Raw genomic sequence first — 17864 nt, forward strand, 5'->3', positions numbered from 1 at the left:
GTGCTCGCCTTCCTCCGGCGCCGGGGGCTGGGCGTGCCGGCCGAATTGCTGGCGCGCGACCTGGCCGCGCCCTACACGCCCCGCAAGGAGGTCGAAGAGGTCTGGCGCCAGATCTACGCCGACCCCAACGCGAACATCGAGCTCCAGCAGCTCGGCGAGACCCTGGCCGACATCGCCGAGGGCTTCTGCAACTGGAAATTCCGCCACCTGATGGCGACGCGGCGAACCTTCGGTGCACGGCCGGCCTACTTCGGCACCGAAGGCGTTGCGTGGCTCGTGCCCACGATGGACGAGATTCCTTTTCCCGAGCTCTGGTCGGCGCGCACCTTCATCGGTGACCCGCCGCCCGCGTGCCCGCACATGGCCCGGCAGGGGAAATGAAACACCCGATCGTTCGCGATTTCCGGACCGTGCGTGCAAGAAGCAACGGCTTCTCAGGCGCCAGCCGCCTCCCTACGATTTCCCCAGCGTTCACGAGATCGCGTGAACCCAATAACAAGACTTCAAGAGACAACCGTGTCAGCCAACCTACTGATGGAGATTCTGGAAATGAATGCGGCACCTTTCATCGATAACCTCATCCGGGATCGACGCAGCAAGCGCGGCTTTCTCGATCGCCCCGTTCCCATCGACACGGTGAAAGACATCCTGTCGACCGCGAGCCATGCGCCCAGCTCGAGCAACACGCAGCCCTGGCGCTGCTATGTGGTGACCGGCGAAACGCGCGACCGCGTCACCCGGGCTGCCGTGGCGGAGTTCCGCGCCAACCATGCCACGCTGGCGCCGGAATACCCCTTCTTTCCCCAGCCGCTGCACGAACCGTACGGCACGCGCTTCAACACCTTCCGCGGCCAGCTCGGCGATGCGCAAGGCGTGCACCGCAGCGACAAGGCCGGCCGCCTGCGCGACGTGGAGCGCCAGTTCCTGTTCTTCGATGCGCCGGTCGGGATCATCTTCACGATGGACCGCCGCCTCGAATGGGCCAGCTTTCTCTGCTACGGCTGCTTCCTGCAGAACGTCATGCTGGCCGCCAAGGGCCGCGGCCTGGACACCTGCCCGCAGCAGATCTGGTCGCTGCAGCACCACGTGCTGCGCGCGGAACTCGGCATTCCCCAGGACGAGATGGTGATTGCCGGCATGTCGATGGGCTGGGCCAACAACGGCATGCCGGAGAACCGCATGGCCCTGGAGAAAACGCCGGTCGAGCAATTCGCGTCGTTCGCCCAATAACCACCAACCACATCCATACAAGGGTACTCACATGTCGATCATCAAAGGCTTTCACCATCTGACCGCGTGCGTCAGCGGCGCACAGGAAGACGTGGATTTCTACGTGAAGCTGCTGGGCCAGAGCCTGGTCAAGAAAACCGTTCTGCTGGACGGCGACGAGCCGGTCTACCACCTCTACTACGGCAATGCTGAGGGCGATGCCGGCACGCTGGTCACCTCGTTCCCCTTCAAGCAGAAAGGCGTGAAGGGGCGCCGCGGCTCGGGCCAGATCAAGGTCATCAACTACTCGGTTCCCACGGGGTCGCTGGATTTCTGGCGCGAACGCTTCGGCGCCCGCGGCGTGGTCTTCGACAAGGCCGTGGTCGAGCGCTTCGGCGAGCAGCGCCAACGCTTCCAGCACCCCTGCGGCATCGAATTCGATCTGGTGGCCTCCGGCAACGACACGCGTCCGCCCTGCATTGCGCACGACATTCCGGCGGAGTTCGCGATCCGGGGCGTGCACAGCATCACGCTGTCGCTGCGCGAGGTCGATGAATCCATCATCTTCATGAAGGAGGCGCTGGACTTCCACTATGCCGGCCAGTCCGGCCCGCACCACCGCTTCGAAGCCGCCGACGGCAAGCCCGGCACCATCGTCGAGTTCGTGCACGAGCCGGACCGCCTGCAGGGCTCGTCGATCTACGGCGAGGGCACGATCCACCATGTGGCCTTCGCGGTGGACAACGTCGAGCAGCAGATGCAGATCAAGGAAAAGCTGATGTCGATGGGCCACATCGACACCTCCGAATCGGTCAACCGCAACTACTTCCGCTCGATGTATTTCAAGATGCCGGGCGGCGTGATGTTCGAGGCGGCCACCACCGACATCGGCTTTGCCATCGACGAAGAACCCGGCCACTTCGGCGCCGAGTTCCAGCTGCCGCCATGGCTGCGCGAGCGCAAGGACGAACTGCTTGCGCGCCTGGAGCCCATTGCCGTCTGACGGCACGCAAGACACCTTCCACCTTTTTTTCTCCAACACAGGCCAACCCATGTCCAAACCCAAGGTCCTCATCGCTTTCTATTCCCGCAACAGCTCCACCGAGCTTCTTGCCAAGGCCGTCGCCCAAGGCGCCATGGCCGAAGGCGCGGAAGTGCGCCTTCGCCGCGCGCGGGAGTTCGTCGCACCCGAGGTCATGCGCCAGGTGCCCGAGTGGTCCGAGCGGGCCAGCGAGATGAACGCCAAGTACGAAGCCCCGACCGAGGCGGACGCCGATTGGGCCGACGCCATCGTCTTCGGCACGCCGACGCGCTTCGGCTCCATTGCCGCCGAGCTCAAGGCCTACATCGATTCGCTCGGCGGCCTCTGGTTCCAGGGCAAGCTCAACGGCAAGGCCGGCTCGGTGTTCGGCTCGACCTCTTCCAGGCACGGCGGCAACGAGGCGACGCTGCTGTCGCTCTACGGCCCGATGGCGCACCTGGGCCTGATCATCGTGCCGCTCGGCTATGCCGATCCGGCCATGTTCGCGGCGGGCACGCCCTACGGTGCGACCCACGTCTCCAACCGCGATTCGGTGATGCCCGGCGCCGAGGACCTGGCCGTCGCGACCTACCAGGGCCGGCGCGTCGCCACGGTGGCGCGGTCGCTGCGCGTGGCGCAGCCGGTGCCGGAAGCCGCCTGAGACCGGGATAGCGAACGGGGAGCCGCAGCGCTATCCTCGGCGGCAGCGCTGTCGCTGCGTATGCCGGGCGGCCTCCCTGCTCTCTCACCAGGATTGCGATGCTGGACCTGAAGGATGTCTTCTATTTCGTCCAAGTCGTCGACCGCGGAGGCTTCACGGCCGCCGGGTCGGCGCTTCGCCTGCCGAAGTCGACGCTGAGCCATCGCGTCCAGGAGCTCGAGAGTTACCTGGGCGTGCGCCTGCTCAACCGAACGTCCCGCCAGTTCGGCATGACCGACATCGGCAAGGAGTTCTACCAGTATGCGGTCGCGATGCTGCACAGCTCCGACGTGGCCGAGGAGGCGGTGCGCCAGCGCCTGGCCGAACCCAGCGGCGTGATCCGGCTGACCACGGCCGTGGAGATTGCGCAGTTCGCGCTGCGCGAGATTCTTCCCGTCTTCCTGAACCGGTATCCCAAGGTGCGCATCGTCGAGATCGCGACCGACCGCTACGTGGACATGGTGGGCGAAGGCTTCGATCTGGCGATRCGCGGGCACACGGGATCGCTCCAGAACTCCACGCTGGTGCAGCGCGCGCTGGCCGATGTTCCCTGGTACCTGTTCGCAAGCCCGGGGTACCTCGCGCAAAGCGGTGTGCCCGAGAGCCCCGCGGACCTTGGCCAGCACGCGAGCGTTGCGATGGTGCGCAATGGTCCGTTGCAGTGGCAGCTGAAAGGGCCGCACGGCGAAGAGCTCGCCATGCCCATCGACCCGCGCTTCCAGAGCAACAACATGGTCGCGCTGAAGGAGGCGGCCTGCGCCAGCCTGGGCATCGCTGCGCTTCCGGGCTACATCTGCAGGTCGGAGCTCCGGGACGGGACCCTGCAGCAACTGCTGCCCGACTGGTCGGCGGCCGATGCGCGCATCTCGGCGCTGATTCCGTTTCGCACCGGCCTGCTGCCCGCGGTGCGTTCGCTGGTCGATTTTCTCGCTGTGGAAATGCCGGTGGTCACGGCATTCGACCATCCCCGCAGCTTCGAGTGAAGCGTGCGCCGGGCGCAGCGGCGTCGTCCACGGACATGGACGCTGTGTCTGGCAAAGAGCGGCTTGTGAGCGGCGGGTGGAGGACCTATCTTGTCGGCCCTGACTTCCACAAGGCCGATCGAGATGAATCACTTGAATTGCTTGCCGCAAGACGGCATTTTCTGGGGCCAGCACATCCTGCAAGGCGCCGTGGCACGGCTCGGCGACCACGGCATCCATCGGCCGATGACGTTCACCGTCGAGCCGCTGACAAAGCTCTACCAGGATTGCGTGCGGCCCAACCTGAAGCAGTCGGTGGGCAGCTTCATGGAATTGCCGGCGCATGTGCCCGACGTGGCGGTGCAAGGCGGCCTCGACGCCTGCCTTCACGCCGAGGCCGAGTCGATCGTGGCGCTGGGGGGCGGATCGGTGCTCGACGCGGCCAAGGCGGTGTCGCACCTGCACCATGAGAAGACCGGGCGCTACCTGCCCATCGCGGCCTTGCCGACAACGCTGTCGGGCTCCGAGTTCTCCCACTACTTCGGCATCACCGAGACGGACGGTCCGGAGAAATTCAAGCGCAGCTACGCGGTGCGCGAGACGGTGCCCAAGGTGGTCGTGATCGACCCCGTGCTCGTGTTCGACACGCCGCGCGCGCTGCTGCTGTCCTCCGCCATCAAGGGCATGGACCATGCGGTGGAGGGCATGCGCAAGGTGACGAAGGAGCACCCGCACGCGATCATGGCGGCCAGCGGCCTGGAGCGATTCTTGAAGGTGCTGCAGAAGTGGCCGCCCGCCATGGCGACGCGCGAGGCGCTGGACAAGGCGCTGGTGACATCCGACGACCTGCTGCAGCTGCAGCTGGCGGCCTGGCAGTGCTACTTCTCGCCGGCCTCGGTCATCTATGGCCTCAGCCACCGCATCGGCCACATCCTGGGCGGCACCTTCGGCCTGCCGCACAGCGCGACCTCCTGCATCACACTGGCGCCCGTCATTCGCGCCTGTGCGGATTTTTACGGCGACAAGCTCGAGATCTTCGGTGCACGCACGGCGCAGGCGGATGCCGCCACGCAGCTGGCCGACCGGATCGCGGGCGTGGTCAGCGCGCTCGGCCTGCCGGACCGCATCGGCGCCTTCGACCTCGACAAGGCAAAGCTGCCGGAGGTGGCCCGGCTGCTGAAGAAGAACTATCCCAACGAAGTGGCCGACCTGGGCAACAACGCGAGCCTCAAGCTCGACGCGCTGCTCGAGAGCCTCTGGTAAGCCCCTGCCGAGTCTTTGAAGAGCGCCTGGCCGAGAACGCATTGGTGCCTTGCAGACAACGCCGTGGTCCCTCGCGCATGCCTACCGCCGAGGGCCGGCCGTTCCTAGGATCGATGGGGTCCATCCCACCCTTCAAGGAACCCCCATGCGTCTGCGCACCATCACCATCGCCCTGGCCTGCGGCCTCGGCGCTTCCCTCAACGCCGCCGCGGCGGATGTGAAGTCCATCTCGCGCCTTGCCGCGGGCCCCGGCAGCGTATTGTTCGTTGCCGACTGGAAAGCCGCCCGCGTCCACGCGATCTCGCTGCCGGTGGCGCAGCAGCAGCCGGCGGGCACGGCGTTCAACATCCTCGACCTGGAGAGCCTGCTCTCGGCCCAGGTGGGCGGCGCCAAGGTCACGGTCGAGGACATGGTCGTGCGGCCCGGCACCGCGCAGGTGTACGTGGCTGTGAGCTACGGCGCCGCGAAGACGCCGGCGCTCATCCTGGTCACCAGCGACAAGAAGGCGCGCCGCGTCGACCTGAAGGCGGCGGCCTCGACGTCGGTCGCGCTGCGCGACGCACCCACCTCGGACTACAGCTTCTGGAAAGAGACGCCCGAGCGCAGCTTCACCGTCACCGACATGAAGTGGCGCGAAGGCGAACTCTTCGTGGCCGGCCTCTCCAACCAGGACTTCGCCTCGACGCTGCGCCGCGTGAAGTACCCCTTCGACGCGAAGCAGTCGATCACCTCGGTGGAGATCTACCACGCGGGCCACAACCTGGTCGAGACCCGCGCCCCGATCCGCGCGATGAGCTTCGCGAGCTGGGGCGGCAAGAGCTACCTGGTGGCCGCCTACACCTGCACGCCGCTCGTGACGATCCCGCTGGACGACCTGAAGGACGGTGCGCATATCCGCGGCAAGACCGTCGCCGAACTCGGCTACGGCAACACGCCGGCGGACATGGTCTCCTACTCGCGCACCGAGCAGGGCAAGACCGAAGACTTCCTGCTGCTGGCCAATTTCGACCGCGCGTCCAACGTCATTCCCGTGGCGCAGCTGGAGGCCACGGGTTCCCGGCCCGGCATGGACAAGCAGGTGCCCTTCGGGCAGCTCGCGGGCGTCGAGGTGATGCAGGCGCCGCTGGCCGGCACGCTGCGGCTGGACAACCTGGACGACAAATCGTTCGTGGTCGTGCGCCGCCGGCTCGAGAAAGACGCGCTGCAGCTCGTGTCCATCGGCAAGGAACTGAGCTTCCGGCTGACCGACCATGTCTCGGAATACGCCTTCGCGGAATACAGCTTCAAGGGCGACAACTTCCAGCTGCAGAACATCAAGCCCCGGCAGGACATGCTGCTGAAGGACGAAGGCTTCCCGGACCTGATCAAGGCGTCGGAGTAAGCCGTGCGTCTTTGCCGACCGTGCGGCGCCGTGGCGCTCGCCGTGGCGCTGGGCGCCTCGCATGCCGCGCCACCCACGCCATCCACCGCGGCTGCGCAAAGGGTGCGCGTCCAGCCATCGGCGGGCCAGGTGCCGGCGAACCTGCTGCGCCTGTCCATCGAGTTCGCGGCGCGGATCGAAGGCCCGGTGCTGCCAAGGCTCGCGCTGCTGCGCCCCGACGGAAAGCCGCTCGTGCAACCGTTTCTCGAGCAGGAACTCTGGTCGCCCGACGGCCGGATCCTGACCGTGCTGATGCATCCAGGCCGCGTCAAGACGGGCCTGAACGCGCGTGAGGTCCTGGGGCCGATCCTGGTCGACGGGGACGATGTGAGCTTGACGCTGGACGGCCGTCCCATCCAGCACTGGCGCGTCGGGCCCGCGGACACGAGCGGTCCGGCGGTGTCGGCATGGCGCCTGTCGTCCGTGCGCGCCGCATCGAGGCAGGCGCTCGTCGTGACGCTGGATGGCGCCATCGATGGCCGGGACGCCGACTACATCGCAATCGCGGACCCGCAGGGCCGGCGCATGAGTGGCGAAGCCCGGCTGAAAGACGGCGAGCGCACCTGGACGTTCACGCCGCATGCCCCATGGCGCGCAGGCGAATACCGGCTCATCGCGCGCGGCACCCTCGAAGACCCGGCGGGCAATCGCCTTGGCGGGCGCTTCGAAACGCCCGCAGATGCGCCGGCGGCTGCGCCTGTCGATGCCGCGCTTGCATTCACCGTGGGCCGGGCCTCGCCATCGGCCGGCATGCATCGCCCCTGAACCTCTGAGCCTTTCATGCATTCGACGCCGCCGCGAGGCCCTTGCCGCTCGATGCATCCGCAAATCAAATGTCCGATCGAACTTTCCGCCTCAACCTCCGGCTGCCGCAACTGCGCCGCAAGCGACATGGCGCGGCCCTGGTCCTTCTCGGCATCGGCGCCTGCATTTCGCAGGTGGCGCGCGCCGACACGCCGTTGCACCCGCCCTCTTCTCTCTTCACCCAGTTCGGCTCGGCGCACGGGACCCGCACGCTGACCGCGGGGCTGACCTGGGACCTCCCCTACCGATGGCAGCTGGGCCCGGGCGAGCTCCGCAGCTATCTTGAAGCCTCCTACGCGTACTGGCAGATCCAGTCGACGGACCGGGCAGGGCTTTCGCACCTGTCGCAGTTCGCGTTGATTCCCGTGCTGCGCTATCGCCCCGCGGATGGCGCTTCGCCGTGGTTCTTCGAAACCGGGGTGGGGGTGACCGCCACCTCGTCGGTCTACAGGACCCGGCAGAAGAGCTTTTCGACGAGCTTCAACTTCAGCACCCACCTGGCGGTCGGCCGCAGCTTCGGCGCGCAACGGCAGCACGAGATCGCGTTGCGCTTCGAGCATTTCTCGAACGCCGGCATCAAGCACCCGAACCCCGGCGAGAACTTCATTCAGCTGCGGTACGCGCGCAGGTTCTAGCGGCGCCGCGCAAGATAGCGCGCGGGCGGCTGGCCCATGGCCTTCTTGAACATGGCGATGAAGGCGCTCACCGAGTCGTAGCCCAGGCCATGGGCCACCTGCTGCACCGAAAGGCCCGCCGTCAGCCACTGCAGCGCCACGATCAGGCGCAGGCGCTGGCTCCAGCGGCCGAAGGACATGCCCGTTTCGAGCTGCACGAGGCGGGTCAGGGTCCGCTCGCTCATGGCCAGGCGCGAGGCCCACTGCGCTGCGGTGGTGCGGTCCGCCGGGTCGCGCATGAGCGCATCGATCAGGCGGCGCAGGCGCGGCTCGTCCGACACCGGCAGGTGCATGGCTTCGGTCGGCATGCGCGCCAGCTGGTCCAGCAGCACGGCATGCAGCCGCAGCGCCTGCGGCTCGCGCTGCGCACCCTCGGGCAAGGCGGCCAAGTAAAGAATGAGCTCGCGCAGCAAGGGGCTGACGCTCAACGAGCAGCAGGTCTGCGGCATGGCCGCGGCGGCATCTTCCACGAACAGAAAGCAGACATTCCCCTCCGCCGAAACGCGCAGGCTGTGGGGCACGCCCCCGGGGATCCACAAGCCACCGTGCAGCGGTGCCATCCACAGCGCACCCGGCACTTCACAGGTCACGGTGCCGCACAACACCATTGCCAGCTGCCCCTGCGGATGCTGGTGCGCCGGCAATCCCTCCGCGATCGCCTCGGTGCGAATCCGCACGGCGGCAACGCGCGCCTCCATCTTGTCGAATTCGAAGGTCCAGGCGCCTTGGCGATGCGTGCTCAGGCGTTCATCTTGACCGGATTTGCGCATATTCAGTCGGCCTGCAGGCATTCGGATCCGCGCATCGACACTAGATTCATCGGTGGCATTGCGCATTACTTCGGACCTCCATGCATTCCTCACAAACGGCAGATTCCTCGCCCCGCGCCGCGCTTCTCATCGCCGGCATCCTGCTCATCGCAGCCAGCCTCAGGGCACCGATCACCACGCTCGGGCCCCTGCTCGAACCCGTGCGCGAAAGCTTTGCGCTCAACGCCTCGCAAGCCGGCCTGTTGACCACCCTGCCGCTCCTCGCCTTCGCCCTGGTGTCGCCGCTGGCGGCGCCACTGGCGCACCGGTTCGGCCTGGAGCGCGTGCTCTTCGCGTCGCTGGCCCTGCTGGTCGCCGGCATCGGCGTGCGCTCAGCCGGCACAGTGTCGGCACTTTTCGCGGGCACCTGCGTGATCGGCGGGGCGATCGCCATCGCCAACGTGCTGCTGCCCAGCTTGCTCAAAAGGGACTTTCCTCACCATGTGGCGAAGCTCACGGCCTGCTATGCACTGGCAATGATCGCCGCCGCCGGCATCGCATCGGCCGTGGCCGTGCCGCTGGACCATGCGCTGGGTGCCGGGTGGCCCGCCTCGCTGGGCACCGTGGCCGTGCTGCCGCTCGTCGCCGCGTTGCTGTGGTTGCCGCAACTGCGCTTTCGCACCGTGTCGGCGCCCGGCCTTGCCACGGGTGCGCGGGGGCCGTCGGTGTGGAAGGCCTCGCTGGCCTGGCAGGTGGCGGGGTACCTGGGCCTCACCTGCTTCATCTACTTCGCGGCGATTGCCTGGCTGCCTTCCATCCTCCAGGAGGCCGGCTTCTCGAGCGCGCGCGCCGGCACGCTGCATGGGTGGATGCAGCTGGCGGGGGCCGTGCCTGCGCTGCTGCTGATGCCGCTGCTGCACCGCATGCCCGACCAGCGCTGGATCGCCTTCGCGTCGCCCGCACTCAGTGCCTGTGGCTTGGCGGGCCTGCTGGCCCTGCCCGCCTTGACGCCGCTGTGGATCTTCGCCTTCGGCATGGGCATGGGATCGGCATTGATCCTGAGCCTGGCCTTCGTCGGACTGCGCGCCGGCAGCCAGCAGCTCGCCGCGTCGCTCTCGGGCATGTCGCAATGCATCGGCTACCTGCTGGCGGCCATCGGCCCGACCTTGGTCGGCTTCCTGCACGAAGCCGCGGGCAACTGGACGATGCCGCTCGCGGCCTGCCTGGTGCTGTGCCTGGCGATGTGCGTGCTGGGGCTGTCGGTGGGCCGGGCCGTGCACATCGGCCAGTGAATGGCGCAGGAGGCCGGCGTCGCCGTCGGACTCGCCGTGTTCGGTCGATGGCATGCGTGCTCCAGGTGTCGGGTTCACCAGGGATCGTAGGAGCGCCCTGCCGGCGGCGCCAGGTGCCGGGGCGTGACCGCGGTGTTGCCCTGCGCGCACCAATGCATCGGCGCGCCGCCCCGCGATTGGTGCGCCCGCGGCAACACGGTGCGCCCCGGCGCATGCCTACCGCTGCGGCGCACGCCTGCCTAGCATCGTCGCATCGAACCAACGGAATCTCTCATGAAGCTCTATCACATGCCCGGCGCCTGCTCCCTCGCCGACCTGATCGTTCTCCAGTGGATCGGCGCCGACCACGAGCCGGTTCGAATGAGCCTGGACAGCATCAAGTCGCCCGACTACCTTGCCATCAATCCGGGCGGCACGGTGCCGCTGCTGGCGCACGGCGATCTCYCGCTCACCGAGAACGTCGCCATCCTCGGCTACCTGGCCGACCTGTACCCCGAGGCGCGCCTGCTGGGCGACGGCTCGCCGCGAGCGCGCGCCGAGGTCATGCGCTGGCTGGGCTTTCTCAACTCGGACGTGCACAAGGCGTTCAAGCCGATCTTCACGCCGCAGCGCTTCCTGAAAGACGCGGCGATGGCGCCCGTCCTTGCGGACAACGCGCGCGGCCATGTGCGCGAATACCTCGCGCGGCTGGACGGCCAGCTCGAGGGGCGCGACTGGCTGACCGGCGAACGGTCCATCGCGGACCCGTACCTGTTCGTGCTCTCGCGCTGGTCGGCGGCCAAGAAGGTCGACATGCAGGGCCTGGACAACCTCGCGCGCTTCGCCCGGATGATGGACGCCGACGCCGGCGTGCAAGCCGCGCTGGACGCCGAGCGCAGCATGCCACAGTAAGCCGGGGTACGCCATGAGACTCTCGCTGGCCTCTTCCCTCGAAGCCACCCCACCGGGCTGCGCCACGTCGAGCGCACTCGCCCGCTGGTACGCAGAACAGCCCGCCGTGCGGCGCCTGTGGGCGATCCGCGCGGTGGACGAGCCCATGCTGCGCGTCATCGTGCTGCTGGAACCCTCGCCAGACGGCGACGAGATCAGCCCCGCCTGGATGGCCCACGGCAGCCGATGGGCGCGCGACCTGCGCGAGCGGCTGGCGGACGCCGTGCAACTGGAACGCATCGACGGGCCGCTGCCCGAAGAGTTCGAGATCGACGGCGAAGGCGCCGTGCTCTCGGCGCTGTGCTGGCGCGACTCGACCGTGCTCGAAGCCTGAGCGCCAGGAACACGCCCCGTGCCCACCCGCCCCTTCGAATTCCTCAACCGGAACGGACACCGCCTGTCGGGCAGCCTTGAAATGCCGGAGGGCATCCCGCGGGGTTGGGCGTTGTTCGCGCACTGCTTCACCTGCGGCAAGAACAACCTCGCGGCCGTGCGCATCGCGCGGACGCTGGCCAGCGTGGGGATCGGGGTGCTGCGCTTCGACTTCACCGGGCTGGGCGGCAGCGAAGGGAATTTCGCCGACGCGAGCTTCTCGCTGAACGTGCAGGACCTGGTGTCGGCCGCCAGCGCCATGGAGGCCGCCGGTATGCCGCCCCGCCTGCTCATCGGCCACAGCCTCGGCGGCTCCGCCATGCTCGCTGCGGCGGACCGCATTGCGGGCGCGCACGCCATCGCGACCATTGCCGCGCCGTTCGATGTGGCGCAGGTGCTGCACCTGCTGGACCCCGCGGGTCTTGCGCGCCTGCAGACCGAGGAACAGGCGCTGGTCCAGGTGGTCGGGCGGCCGATGGCGGTCGGCAAGGCCTTTGTGGACGACCTGCGCACGCATGACCCGGGGGCGCGCATCGCGGCCCTGCACCGGCCGCTGCTGCTGCTCCATGCGCCGCAGGACCGCACGGTCGACATCGAGAACGCCACGCGCATCTTTCTGGCAGCGAGGCACCCCAAGAGCTTCGTCTCGCTCGACGATGCGGACCACCTGCTGTCGAAGCGCGAGGACGCCGAACAGGTCGCGCGCCTCATCGCAACCTGGGCGGACCGCTACCTGCCCGAGCCCGCCGCTGGCCGCCCGGTGGCGGCGGATGCCGAGGCAGAAGAAACGGGCCTCGGAAAATTCCAGCTCGCGCTGCGCTCGGGCGGCTCGCGCTGGCTCGCGGACGAACCCGAGACGGTGGGCGGGCTCGGTTCGGGCCCGACACCCTACAACCTGCTGTCGTCCGCGCTCGCCGCCTGCACGACCATGACGCTGCGCCACTACGCCGACAGCAAGGGCTGGCCGGTCACGCGCATCCGCACCGCGGTCAACCACCGCAAGGACAAGGCAATCTCCCCGCCCGACGTCTTCAGCCGGCGGGTGTCGATCGACGGCGCCATCACGGAGGCGCAACGCACACAGCTGCTCGACATGGCGCAGCGATGCCCCGTTCACCGCACGCTCGAAGGCGGAGCGCGCTTCGAGCCTGTGGAAGGCGAGCCACCGGCCTGAACGCGGGCCGCACAGCCAACGCGCGATTGGTGCCTTGCGGACAACACCGTGATCCATCGCACAGGCCTACCGCGCCGTGCCACCCGATCCTACGATTCATCCATCGCATCAAAGAAGGCAAGACCATGATCAAGATTGCAAGAAGCATCGGACTGACACTGCTGTTCGCCGCGGGCGCAGCAACGGCCCAGAACGCCGCCTCGCACGGCACGCCCAAGAACGCCAAGGTGACGCCGCTGATGACCCAGGAGATGAAGGACATCCCCGGCAAGGAAGTGCTGATGATCACGGTGGACTATCCGCCGGGCGCCGTCGATCCGGTGCATCGCCACGACGCCCACAGCTACGTCTACGTGCTCGAAGGCTCGATCGTGATGGGCGTGAAGGGCGGCAAGGAAGTGACGCTGAAGGCCGGCGACACCTTCTACGAAGGCCCCGACGACATCCACACCGTCGGCCGCAACGCGAGCAAGACCAAGCCTGCGAAGTTCGTCGTCATGCTCGTGAAGAACAAGGGTGCCGAGTTCTTCATTCCAGTGAAATAACCCACCGGTTGCATTCCACCCGCCGCAACGAAGATGACGGGTGTCAGATCGCCGAGGCGGCTGTAATGAGGCGTGCACTTTCCACCCGTTCGTGCACGGGACAGACTCACGTCGGCGCGGTGTCCCCGCGTAAATCCGACCAGCAACACGGCGACGCGGCGGGTGGAAGGCATCCCTTGCTTCCTGCAACAGGGGGCCGGCACAAGTACACAGGACCTCTGCCATGAAACTCTTCTACATGCCCGGAGCCAGCGCACTGGCCGACCACATCGTGCTCGAGTGGTCCGGCCAGCCCTACGAGGCGGTGCGCATGGACCGCCGCAGCATCAAGATGCCGGAGTACCTGGCGCTCAACCCGGCCGGCGTGGTGCCGCTGCTCGTGCACGGCGACTTCACGCTGAGCGAGAACGTCGCCATCCTCGGCTACCTCGCGGACCTGCATCCGCAGCTGCAACTGGCGGGCGACGGTTCGCCGCGCGCGCGGGCGGAGGTGATGCGCTGGCTCGGCTTCCTGAACTCCGATGTGCACAAGGCGTTCAGGCCGATCTTCTTTCCCGAGCGCTACCTGCCGGACGGCGGCCTGGCGGCGCAGCTGGCCGCCACGGCACGCGGCCACGTGCGCGAGTACCTTGGGCGGCTCGATGCGCAGCTCGAAGGCCGCGAATGGCTCACGGGCCGGCGCTCCATTGCCGACGCGTACCACTTCGTGATGCTGCGCTGGGCCATCGGCACGAAGGTCGGGCTGCACGGCTTCGAGAACCTGACGGCCTTCGTTCGCCGGATGCATGCCGACGAGGGCGTGCATGCGGCCCTCGTGATGGAGGAAGGGCTGGCGCCGCGCACCGAGCGCGCGCACAGCGCGCCCGATCAATTGATGCGCCTGAACGAACGGATCCGCGACAACCTGGCCACCACGCTGAACGCCGAAGTGGTCGGGCTGGTGGAGTACAGCGAAGGCGACGGCGCCGAGCTCGAAGTGCGCCGGGGCCTCGTGGAGATCGAGGTCTCGCGGATGGACACGGTCTTCAGCTGGCGGGACGAAAACTACCGCGGCCAGGCGGCCATTCCCTTCGAGAATTTCTCGCGCTATGTCAGCAATGGCGCGATCCGGCTCGATCTGTAGATACACAACCTGCAAACGCCATGAAAAATTCCGCCCCCCTCACCCCCTTGCATGCAAAGGTGTGCGCATGACCGCCGGCTGCCCCCACCTGGAGCAGGTCCGCCCGGTCACGCCAACCACCACAGGTTGCGAGGAATGCCTGCGTTCCGGCGGCCGCTGGGTCCACCTGCGCATGTGCCTCAGTTGCGGCCACGTCGGATGTTGCGACTCCTCGCAGGGAAAGCACGCGACCGGCCACTTCCACGAAACCGGCCATGCGGTCATTCAGTCCGCGGAGCCCGGCGAATCCTGGAGATGGTGCTATGTCGACCACAAGCTCGTCTGACAGCGCCGCCGATGCGGTGTTCGACGCCACGGGCATCGCCGCCCGTGCCAAGCGCGCCGGCGACCTTGCGCCCGACGCGACCCTGCCGGACGGTGCCGGCCGCCTGGTCCGACTGTCGGACGAATGGCGCAAGGGCCCGCTCGTGCTGGTGTTCTACCGCGGCGGCTGGTGCGGCTACTGCAGCCTCCAGCTGCGGGCCTGGCACCAGCGGGCGGACGACCTGGCGCGGCTCGGCGCCACGCTCCTGGCGATCTCGCCGCAGACGCCCGACCATTCGATGCGTACGGCCGAGGACAACCAGTTCACGTTCACCGTGCTCAGCGATTCCAACCTCGAAGCCGCCAGCGGCTTCGAGCTGGCCTTCACGCTCCCGCCCGAGCTCGTCAGCTTCTACGGCTCGGTGGGCACCGACATTCCCGTCCTGAACGGCAACGGCCTGTGGGTGTTGCCGGTTCCGGCGACCTATGTGATCGATGAGGATGGCCGCATCCGTTTCGCCCACATCGAGGAGGACATCCGGAAGCGCGCAGAGCCGGCCGATGTGCTGCGCGCAATCGAAGACATGGTCCGCGGCCGCGCCCTTGCGGCAGCCAGTGCCCCCTGAAGGTCCCATGCGACGAAGCCCGCCAGTGAGTGACTGGCGGGCTTCCTGCGATGGGCCTCAGGCGATTCGCAGCTTCACTCGGGCGTGCCGCCGGGAACGGGCTTGCGGCGATTCGGCTTGCGCGTATCGCGCGTCTGGTGGCGCTTCTCGCCGGCAATGGCGGCCGTGTCGGTTCCGATTGCGCCGCCTTCGGCGGTCTTGACCGTGTCGCCCGAGGCCACGGCGGCCCTGCCTGGCGCCTTGGCCGCCACCCTGGCCTGGGCCCGCACCTGGGGCTTGCTGTCGGTGATGGCCTGGTTCTCCGCCGATTGCGCGAAGACGCTCGCCGCGGCCAGGAAGGCGGCCGTCATGACGGTGATGTGCTTGATCATTTGATGGACTTTCCGAAAGTGAATGGAGGACGCCGCATTGCCGCAAGCGTCCAAAAAATTCTAGGACGCAGCCGCGCCGGATTTCGCCTTCGGCTGGTGCCATTTCGGAAACATGCCGAGTCCCTGGCCGGATTGTTGCGCGCTGGGCAACACCGTGAAGCCCCGCACATGGCTACCGGGGGCACCTTCTCCAATCTACGCTACCTCCTGTCTGCGCGGTCTTCGCAAGACGGATGACTCAGCCGTTCCGAGTCCAGGCATCCGCCACCCATTCCAGGAGTTAGTCGTGACCCAACGTATCAACTATGTCGAGCAATCGCCCGAACTCTTCAAGAAGTTCGTCGAGTTCCTCAACGCGATCAAGGAAGGCGCCATCGAAGAGCCGATCCGCAACCTGGTGTCGATCCGCACCTCGCAACTCAACGGCTGCGCGTTCTGCCTGGACATGCACGTCAAGCAGGCCAGGATCCAGGGCGAGCGCGAGCTGCGCCTGTACCACCTGGCCGCATGGCGCGAATCGACGCTGTTCATTCCGCGCGAACGTGCGGCGCTGGCCTGGACCGAGGTGCTGACCAGGCTGCCCGAACAGGGCGTGCCCGACGACATCTACGAGCGCGTGCGCACGCAGCTGTCGGAGAAGGAAATCTCCGACCTCACTTTCCTCATCATGTCCACCAACGCATGGAGCCGCCTGAACATCGGCTTCAAGAGCGTGCCCGGCGCCTCGGACAAGGTCTTCGGCCTGGACAAGGCAAAGCTCGCCTGATCCGCGCCGCCGGGAACCACCTTCGCCAACCAACCAGCCCCTTGCGGGTCAAAGGAAATCACCATGAAGATCGTCGTCATCGGCGGCTCGGGCCTCATCGGCTCCAAGGTCGTCAGCAAGCTGCGCGAAGCCGGCCATGAGGTCGTTGCCGCATCGCCCGCATCGGGCGTCAACACCATCACCGGCGAAGGCCTGGCCGAGGCCCTCAAGGGCGCGCAGGTGGTGCTGGACGTGGCCAACTCGCCTTCGTTCGAGGACAAGGCCGTGCTCGAATTCTTCGAGACCTCGGGGCGCAACCTCCTGGCCGCGGAAGCCGTGGCCGGCGTGAAGCACCACGTCGCGCTGTCGGTGGTCGGCACCGACCGCCTCTCCGAAAGCGGCTACTTCCGCGGCAAGATCGCGCAGGAAAAGCTGATCCGCGAATCGAAGATTCCCTACACCATCGTCCATTCGACGCAGTTCTTCGAATTCCTCGGTGGCATTGCGCAGTCGGGCACCGACGGCGACACCGTGCGCCTCTCGCCGGCCTTCGTGCAGCCGATCGCATCGGACGACGTCGCAACTGCCGTGGCCGACTACACCCTGGGCAAGCCGGTGAATGGCGTGGTCGAGATTGCCGGCCCCGAGCGCGTTCGCCTGTCCGACCTGGTGCAGCGCTTTCTCGCCAAGACCAGCGATCCGCGCAAGGTCGTCCAGGACGTGCACGCGCGCTACTTCGGTGCGGAGCTGAAGGACGAAACGCTGGTGCCGGGCCCCAACCCGCGCATCGGCGCGCTCGGCTTCGAAGCCTGGTTCGCGCTGCCCAAGCCGGCACGCTGACACAAAGACCACCTTCGGCCACATCGGGATGCGGCCGGGGGGTTCCTGCCCCACGGCTCTCCTCTCCCATCCTGATGACGCCATGCCCGACAGCTCCGTACTCTCCACACTCGCCTCGACGAACCTGGCCGACATCAGCCGCGGACGCTACGTCGTCGATCCCGCACATTCGCAGGTGCTGTTCAGGGTGTCGCACTTCGGCATCTCGACCTATTTCGGYGAATTCACGGGCCCTTGCGGCACGCTCGACATTCCGCTGTCGGCACACGGYAGCGACACGCGGCTCGCGGTGTCCGTGCCCGTCGCCAACGTGRGGACCACGAGTCCCATCCTGGACGGCGAACTCAAAAGCCGCGACTGGCTGGACGCCGAGCGGTTTCCGTTGGTCTCCTTCGACTTTGCCGCGCCGCTTTCCCTGGCTGCGAATTCATTCCAGGTGGCCGGCGCCCTCGCCCTGCATGGCGTGACGCGCAGCGCCACATTCGACGTGAGCTTCATCGGCGCCGGCATGAACCCGGCAAAGCAGGTCTACACGGTCGGCTTCGACATCCGGGGCCGCATCCGCCGCAGCGACTACGGCGTGACCGCCGCGCTCCCGATGATCGGCGACGAGCTGGGTCTTATCATCAGTGCGGCTTTCGAGCTCGAAGCCCCCGCCGCCTGAGCGCGTCTTGCGCAACACCATTGAACAGAAGCCCGGAATGCCCACGCCGAAAGATACAACCCCAGTTTCTGCAGCAC

General features: G+C 67.3%; 22 protein-coding genes. 20 read left to right on the forward strand and 2 right to left on the reverse strand.

What is annotated here, in order from left to right; translation table 11 throughout:
• The 9 genes from AC1DOC_RS00915 to AC1DOC_RS00955 form a co-directional block, all read left to right on the forward strand.
• Positions 1 to 381: tryptophan 2,3-dioxygenase family protein (locus tag AC1DOC_RS00915; RefSeq protein ID WP_478129293.1), on the forward strand; the 381-nt coding region annotated here is incomplete at its 5' end.
• A gap of 168 nt (positions 382 to 549) precedes the next feature.
• The gene (locus tag AC1DOC_RS00920) at positions 550 to 1230 is read left to right on the forward strand and encodes a nitroreductase (protein WP_026283982.1); all 681 of its coding nucleotides are present in this window, start codon (positions 550 to 552) and stop codon (positions 1228 to 1230) included.
• Positions 1231 to 1261: 31 nt separating this feature from the next.
• A complete protein-coding gene (locus AC1DOC_RS00925; protein WP_015865475.1) occupies positions 1262 to 2212 on the forward strand; it encodes a ring-cleaving dioxygenase in 951 nt (316 codons plus the stop codon).
• Between the two features lie 49 nt (positions 2213 to 2261).
• Positions 2262 to 2891, forward strand: a complete 630-nt coding sequence (wrbA, locus tag AC1DOC_RS00930) for an NAD(P)H:quinone oxidoreductase (RefSeq protein WP_015865476.1) — start codon at positions 2262 to 2264, stop codon at positions 2889 to 2891.
• A gap of 98 nt (positions 2892 to 2989) precedes the next feature.
• Entirely contained in the window at positions 2990 to 3913 is a 924-nt protein-coding gene (locus AC1DOC_RS00935) for a LysR substrate-binding domain-containing protein (RefSeq protein ID WP_478129294.1), read from the forward strand.
• 123 nt (positions 3914 to 4036) lie between these two features.
• A complete protein-coding gene (locus AC1DOC_RS00940) occupies positions 4037 to 5155 on the forward strand; it encodes an iron-containing alcohol dehydrogenase (protein ID WP_015865478.1) in 1119 nt (372 codons plus the stop codon).
• 145 nt (positions 5156 to 5300) lie between these two features.
• Positions 5301 to 6536 carry a hypothetical protein gene (locus AC1DOC_RS00945; RefSeq protein WP_015865479.1) on the forward strand — a complete coding sequence of 412 codons (1236 nt, stop codon included), beginning with the start codon at positions 5301 to 5303 and terminating at the stop codon, positions 6534 to 6536.
• Positions 6537 to 6539: 3 nt separating this feature from the next.
• On the forward strand, positions 6540 to 7340 hold the full coding sequence (locus AC1DOC_RS00950) for an Ig-like domain-containing protein (RefSeq protein WP_026283983.1): 801 nt from the start codon (positions 6540 to 6542) through the stop codon (positions 7338 to 7340).
• A 41-nt stretch (positions 7341 to 7381) separates the two neighbouring features.
• Complete coding sequence (locus AC1DOC_RS00955; protein ID WP_230537780.1) at positions 7382 to 8014, forward strand: acyloxyacyl hydrolase; 633 nt, start codon at positions 7382 to 7384, stop codon at positions 8012 to 8014.
• On the opposite strand, the gene AC1DOC_RS00960 is transcribed toward AC1DOC_RS00955, so the two are convergent.
• Entirely contained in the window at positions 8011 to 8823 is an 813-nt protein-coding gene (locus AC1DOC_RS00960; RefSeq protein ID WP_018904420.1) for an AraC family transcriptional regulator, read from the reverse strand. The two genes, AC1DOC_RS00955 and AC1DOC_RS00960, sit on opposite strands and share 4 nt — an antisense overlap.
• Positions 8824 to 8903: 80 nt before the next feature.
• On the opposite strand from AC1DOC_RS00960, the gene AC1DOC_RS00965 reads away from it, so the two are divergent.
• The 8 genes from AC1DOC_RS00965 to AC1DOC_RS01000 all read left to right on the forward strand — a co-directional run bounded on the left by AC1DOC_RS00965 (position 8904) and on the right by AC1DOC_RS01000 (position 15167).
• The gene (locus tag AC1DOC_RS00965) at positions 8904 to 10094 is read left to right on the forward strand and encodes an MFS transporter (protein ID WP_307594928.1); all 1191 of its coding nucleotides are present in this window, start codon (positions 8904 to 8906) and stop codon (positions 10092 to 10094) included.
• A gap of 273 nt (positions 10095 to 10367) precedes the next feature.
• Positions 10368 to 10985 (forward strand): glutathione S-transferase family protein, encoded by a 618-nt coding sequence (locus AC1DOC_RS00970; protein ID WP_478129295.1) that lies wholly within the window; start codon positions 10368 to 10370, stop codon positions 10983 to 10985.
• A 13-nt stretch (positions 10986 to 10998) separates the two neighbouring features.
• Positions 10999 to 11358 carry a hypothetical protein gene (locus AC1DOC_RS00975; RefSeq protein ID WP_015865485.1) on the forward strand — a complete coding sequence of 120 codons (360 nt, stop codon included), beginning with the start codon at positions 10999 to 11001 and terminating at the stop codon, positions 11356 to 11358.
• Between the two features lie 18 nt (positions 11359 to 11376).
• A complete protein-coding gene (locus AC1DOC_RS00980; RefSeq protein ID WP_015865486.1) occupies positions 11377 to 12570 on the forward strand; it encodes a bifunctional alpha/beta hydrolase/OsmC family protein in 1194 nt (397 codons plus the stop codon).
• Positions 12571 to 12695: 125 nt separating this feature from the next.
• Complete coding sequence (locus AC1DOC_RS00985; RefSeq protein ID WP_015865487.1) at positions 12696 to 13115, forward strand: cupin domain-containing protein; 420 nt, start codon at positions 12696 to 12698, stop codon at positions 13113 to 13115.
• A 223-nt stretch (positions 13116 to 13338) separates the two neighbouring features.
• Positions 13339 to 14238: a glutathione S-transferase family protein gene (locus tag AC1DOC_RS00990; RefSeq protein ID WP_015865488.1), complete on the forward strand. Its 900-nt coding sequence runs from the start codon at positions 13339 to 13341 to the stop codon at positions 14236 to 14238.
• Positions 14239 to 14305: 67 nt separating this feature from the next.
• A complete protein-coding gene (locus tag AC1DOC_RS00995; protein WP_015865489.1) occupies positions 14306 to 14563 on the forward strand; it encodes a UBP-type zinc finger domain-containing protein in 258 nt (85 codons plus the stop codon).
• Positions 14541 to 15167: a peroxiredoxin-like family protein gene (locus AC1DOC_RS01000; protein ID WP_015865490.1), complete on the forward strand. Its 627-nt coding sequence runs from the start codon at positions 14541 to 14543 to the stop codon at positions 15165 to 15167. Before AC1DOC_RS00995 ends, AC1DOC_RS01000 begins: the two co-directional genes overlap by 23 nt.
• Positions 15168 to 15241: 74 nt before the next feature.
• On the opposite strand, the gene AC1DOC_RS01005 is transcribed toward AC1DOC_RS01000, so the two are convergent.
• On the reverse strand, positions 15242 to 15538 hold the full coding sequence (locus AC1DOC_RS01005; protein ID WP_015865491.1) for a hypothetical protein: 297 nt from the start codon (positions 15536 to 15538) through the stop codon (positions 15242 to 15244).
• 286 nt (positions 15539 to 15824) lie between these two features.
• On the opposite strand from AC1DOC_RS01005, the gene AC1DOC_RS01010 reads away from it, so the two are divergent.
• The 3 genes from AC1DOC_RS01010 (at position 15825) to AC1DOC_RS01020 (ending at position 17787) form a co-directional block, all read left to right on the forward strand.
• Complete coding sequence (locus tag AC1DOC_RS01010; protein ID WP_018904425.1) at positions 15825 to 16304, forward strand: carboxymuconolactone decarboxylase family protein; 480 nt, start codon at positions 15825 to 15827, stop codon at positions 16302 to 16304.
• Positions 16305 to 16367: 63 nt separating this feature from the next.
• Positions 16368 to 17123 carry an SDR family oxidoreductase gene (locus AC1DOC_RS01015; RefSeq protein ID WP_018904426.1) on the forward strand — a complete coding sequence of 252 codons (756 nt, stop codon included), beginning with the start codon at positions 16368 to 16370 and terminating at the stop codon, positions 17121 to 17123.
• A gap of 82 nt (positions 17124 to 17205) precedes the next feature.
• Positions 17206 to 17787 (forward strand): YceI family protein, encoded by a 582-nt coding sequence (locus AC1DOC_RS01020; RefSeq protein ID WP_478129296.1) that lies wholly within the window; start codon positions 17206 to 17208, stop codon positions 17785 to 17787.
• The last annotated feature ends 77 nt before the right edge of the window (positions 17788 to 17864 follow it).

The organism is Variovorax sp. 01T439_2 (assembly GCF_056398445.1).

Excerpts from the sequence above, each read along its gene's own strand:
- AC1DOC_RS00920 (WP_026283982.1), top strand. The coding sequence starts at position 550 with ATGAATGCGGCACCTTTCATCGATAACCTCATCCGGGATCGACGCAGC.
- AC1DOC_RS00925 (WP_015865475.1), top strand. The coding sequence starts at position 1,262 with ATGTCGATCATCAAAGGCTTTCACCATCTGACCGCGTGCGTCAGCGGC.
- wrbA (WP_015865476.1), top strand. The coding sequence starts at position 2,262 with ATGTCCAAACCCAAGGTCCTCATCGCTTTCTATTCCCGCAACAGCTCC.
- AC1DOC_RS00940 (WP_015865478.1), top strand. The coding sequence starts at position 4,037 with ATGAATCACTTGAATTGCTTGCCGCAAGACGGCATTTTCTGGGGCCAG.
- AC1DOC_RS00945 (WP_015865479.1), top strand. The coding sequence starts at position 5,301 with ATGCGTCTGCGCACCATCACCATCGCCCTGGCCTGCGGCCTCGGCGCT.
- AC1DOC_RS00960 (WP_018904420.1), bottom strand. The coding sequence starts at position 8,823 with ATGCGCAAATCCGGTCAAGATGAACGCCTGAGCACGCATCGCCAAGGC.
- AC1DOC_RS00965 (WP_307594928.1), top strand. The coding sequence starts at position 8,904 with ATGCATTCCTCACAAACGGCAGATTCCTCGCCCCGCGCCGCGCTTCTC.
- AC1DOC_RS00975 (WP_015865485.1), top strand. The coding sequence starts at position 10,999 with ATGAGACTCTCGCTGGCCTCTTCCCTCGAAGCCACCCCACCGGGCTGC.
- AC1DOC_RS00985 (WP_015865487.1), top strand. The coding sequence starts at position 12,696 with ATGATCAAGATTGCAAGAAGCATCGGACTGACACTGCTGTTCGCCGCG.
- AC1DOC_RS00990 (WP_015865488.1), top strand. The coding sequence starts at position 13,339 with ATGAAACTCTTCTACATGCCCGGAGCCAGCGCACTGGCCGACCACATC.
- AC1DOC_RS00995 (WP_015865489.1), top strand. The coding sequence starts at position 14,306 with ATGACCGCCGGCTGCCCCCACCTGGAGCAGGTCCGCCCGGTCACGCCA.
- AC1DOC_RS01000 (WP_015865490.1), top strand. The coding sequence starts at position 14,541 with ATGTCGACCACAAGCTCGTCTGACAGCGCCGCCGATGCGGTGTTCGAC.
- AC1DOC_RS01005 (WP_015865491.1), bottom strand. The coding sequence starts at position 15,538 with ATGATCAAGCACATCACCGTCATGACGGCCGCCTTCCTGGCCGCGGCG.
- AC1DOC_RS01015 (WP_018904426.1), top strand. The coding sequence starts at position 16,368 with ATGAAGATCGTCGTCATCGGCGGCTCGGGCCTCATCGGCTCCAAGGTC.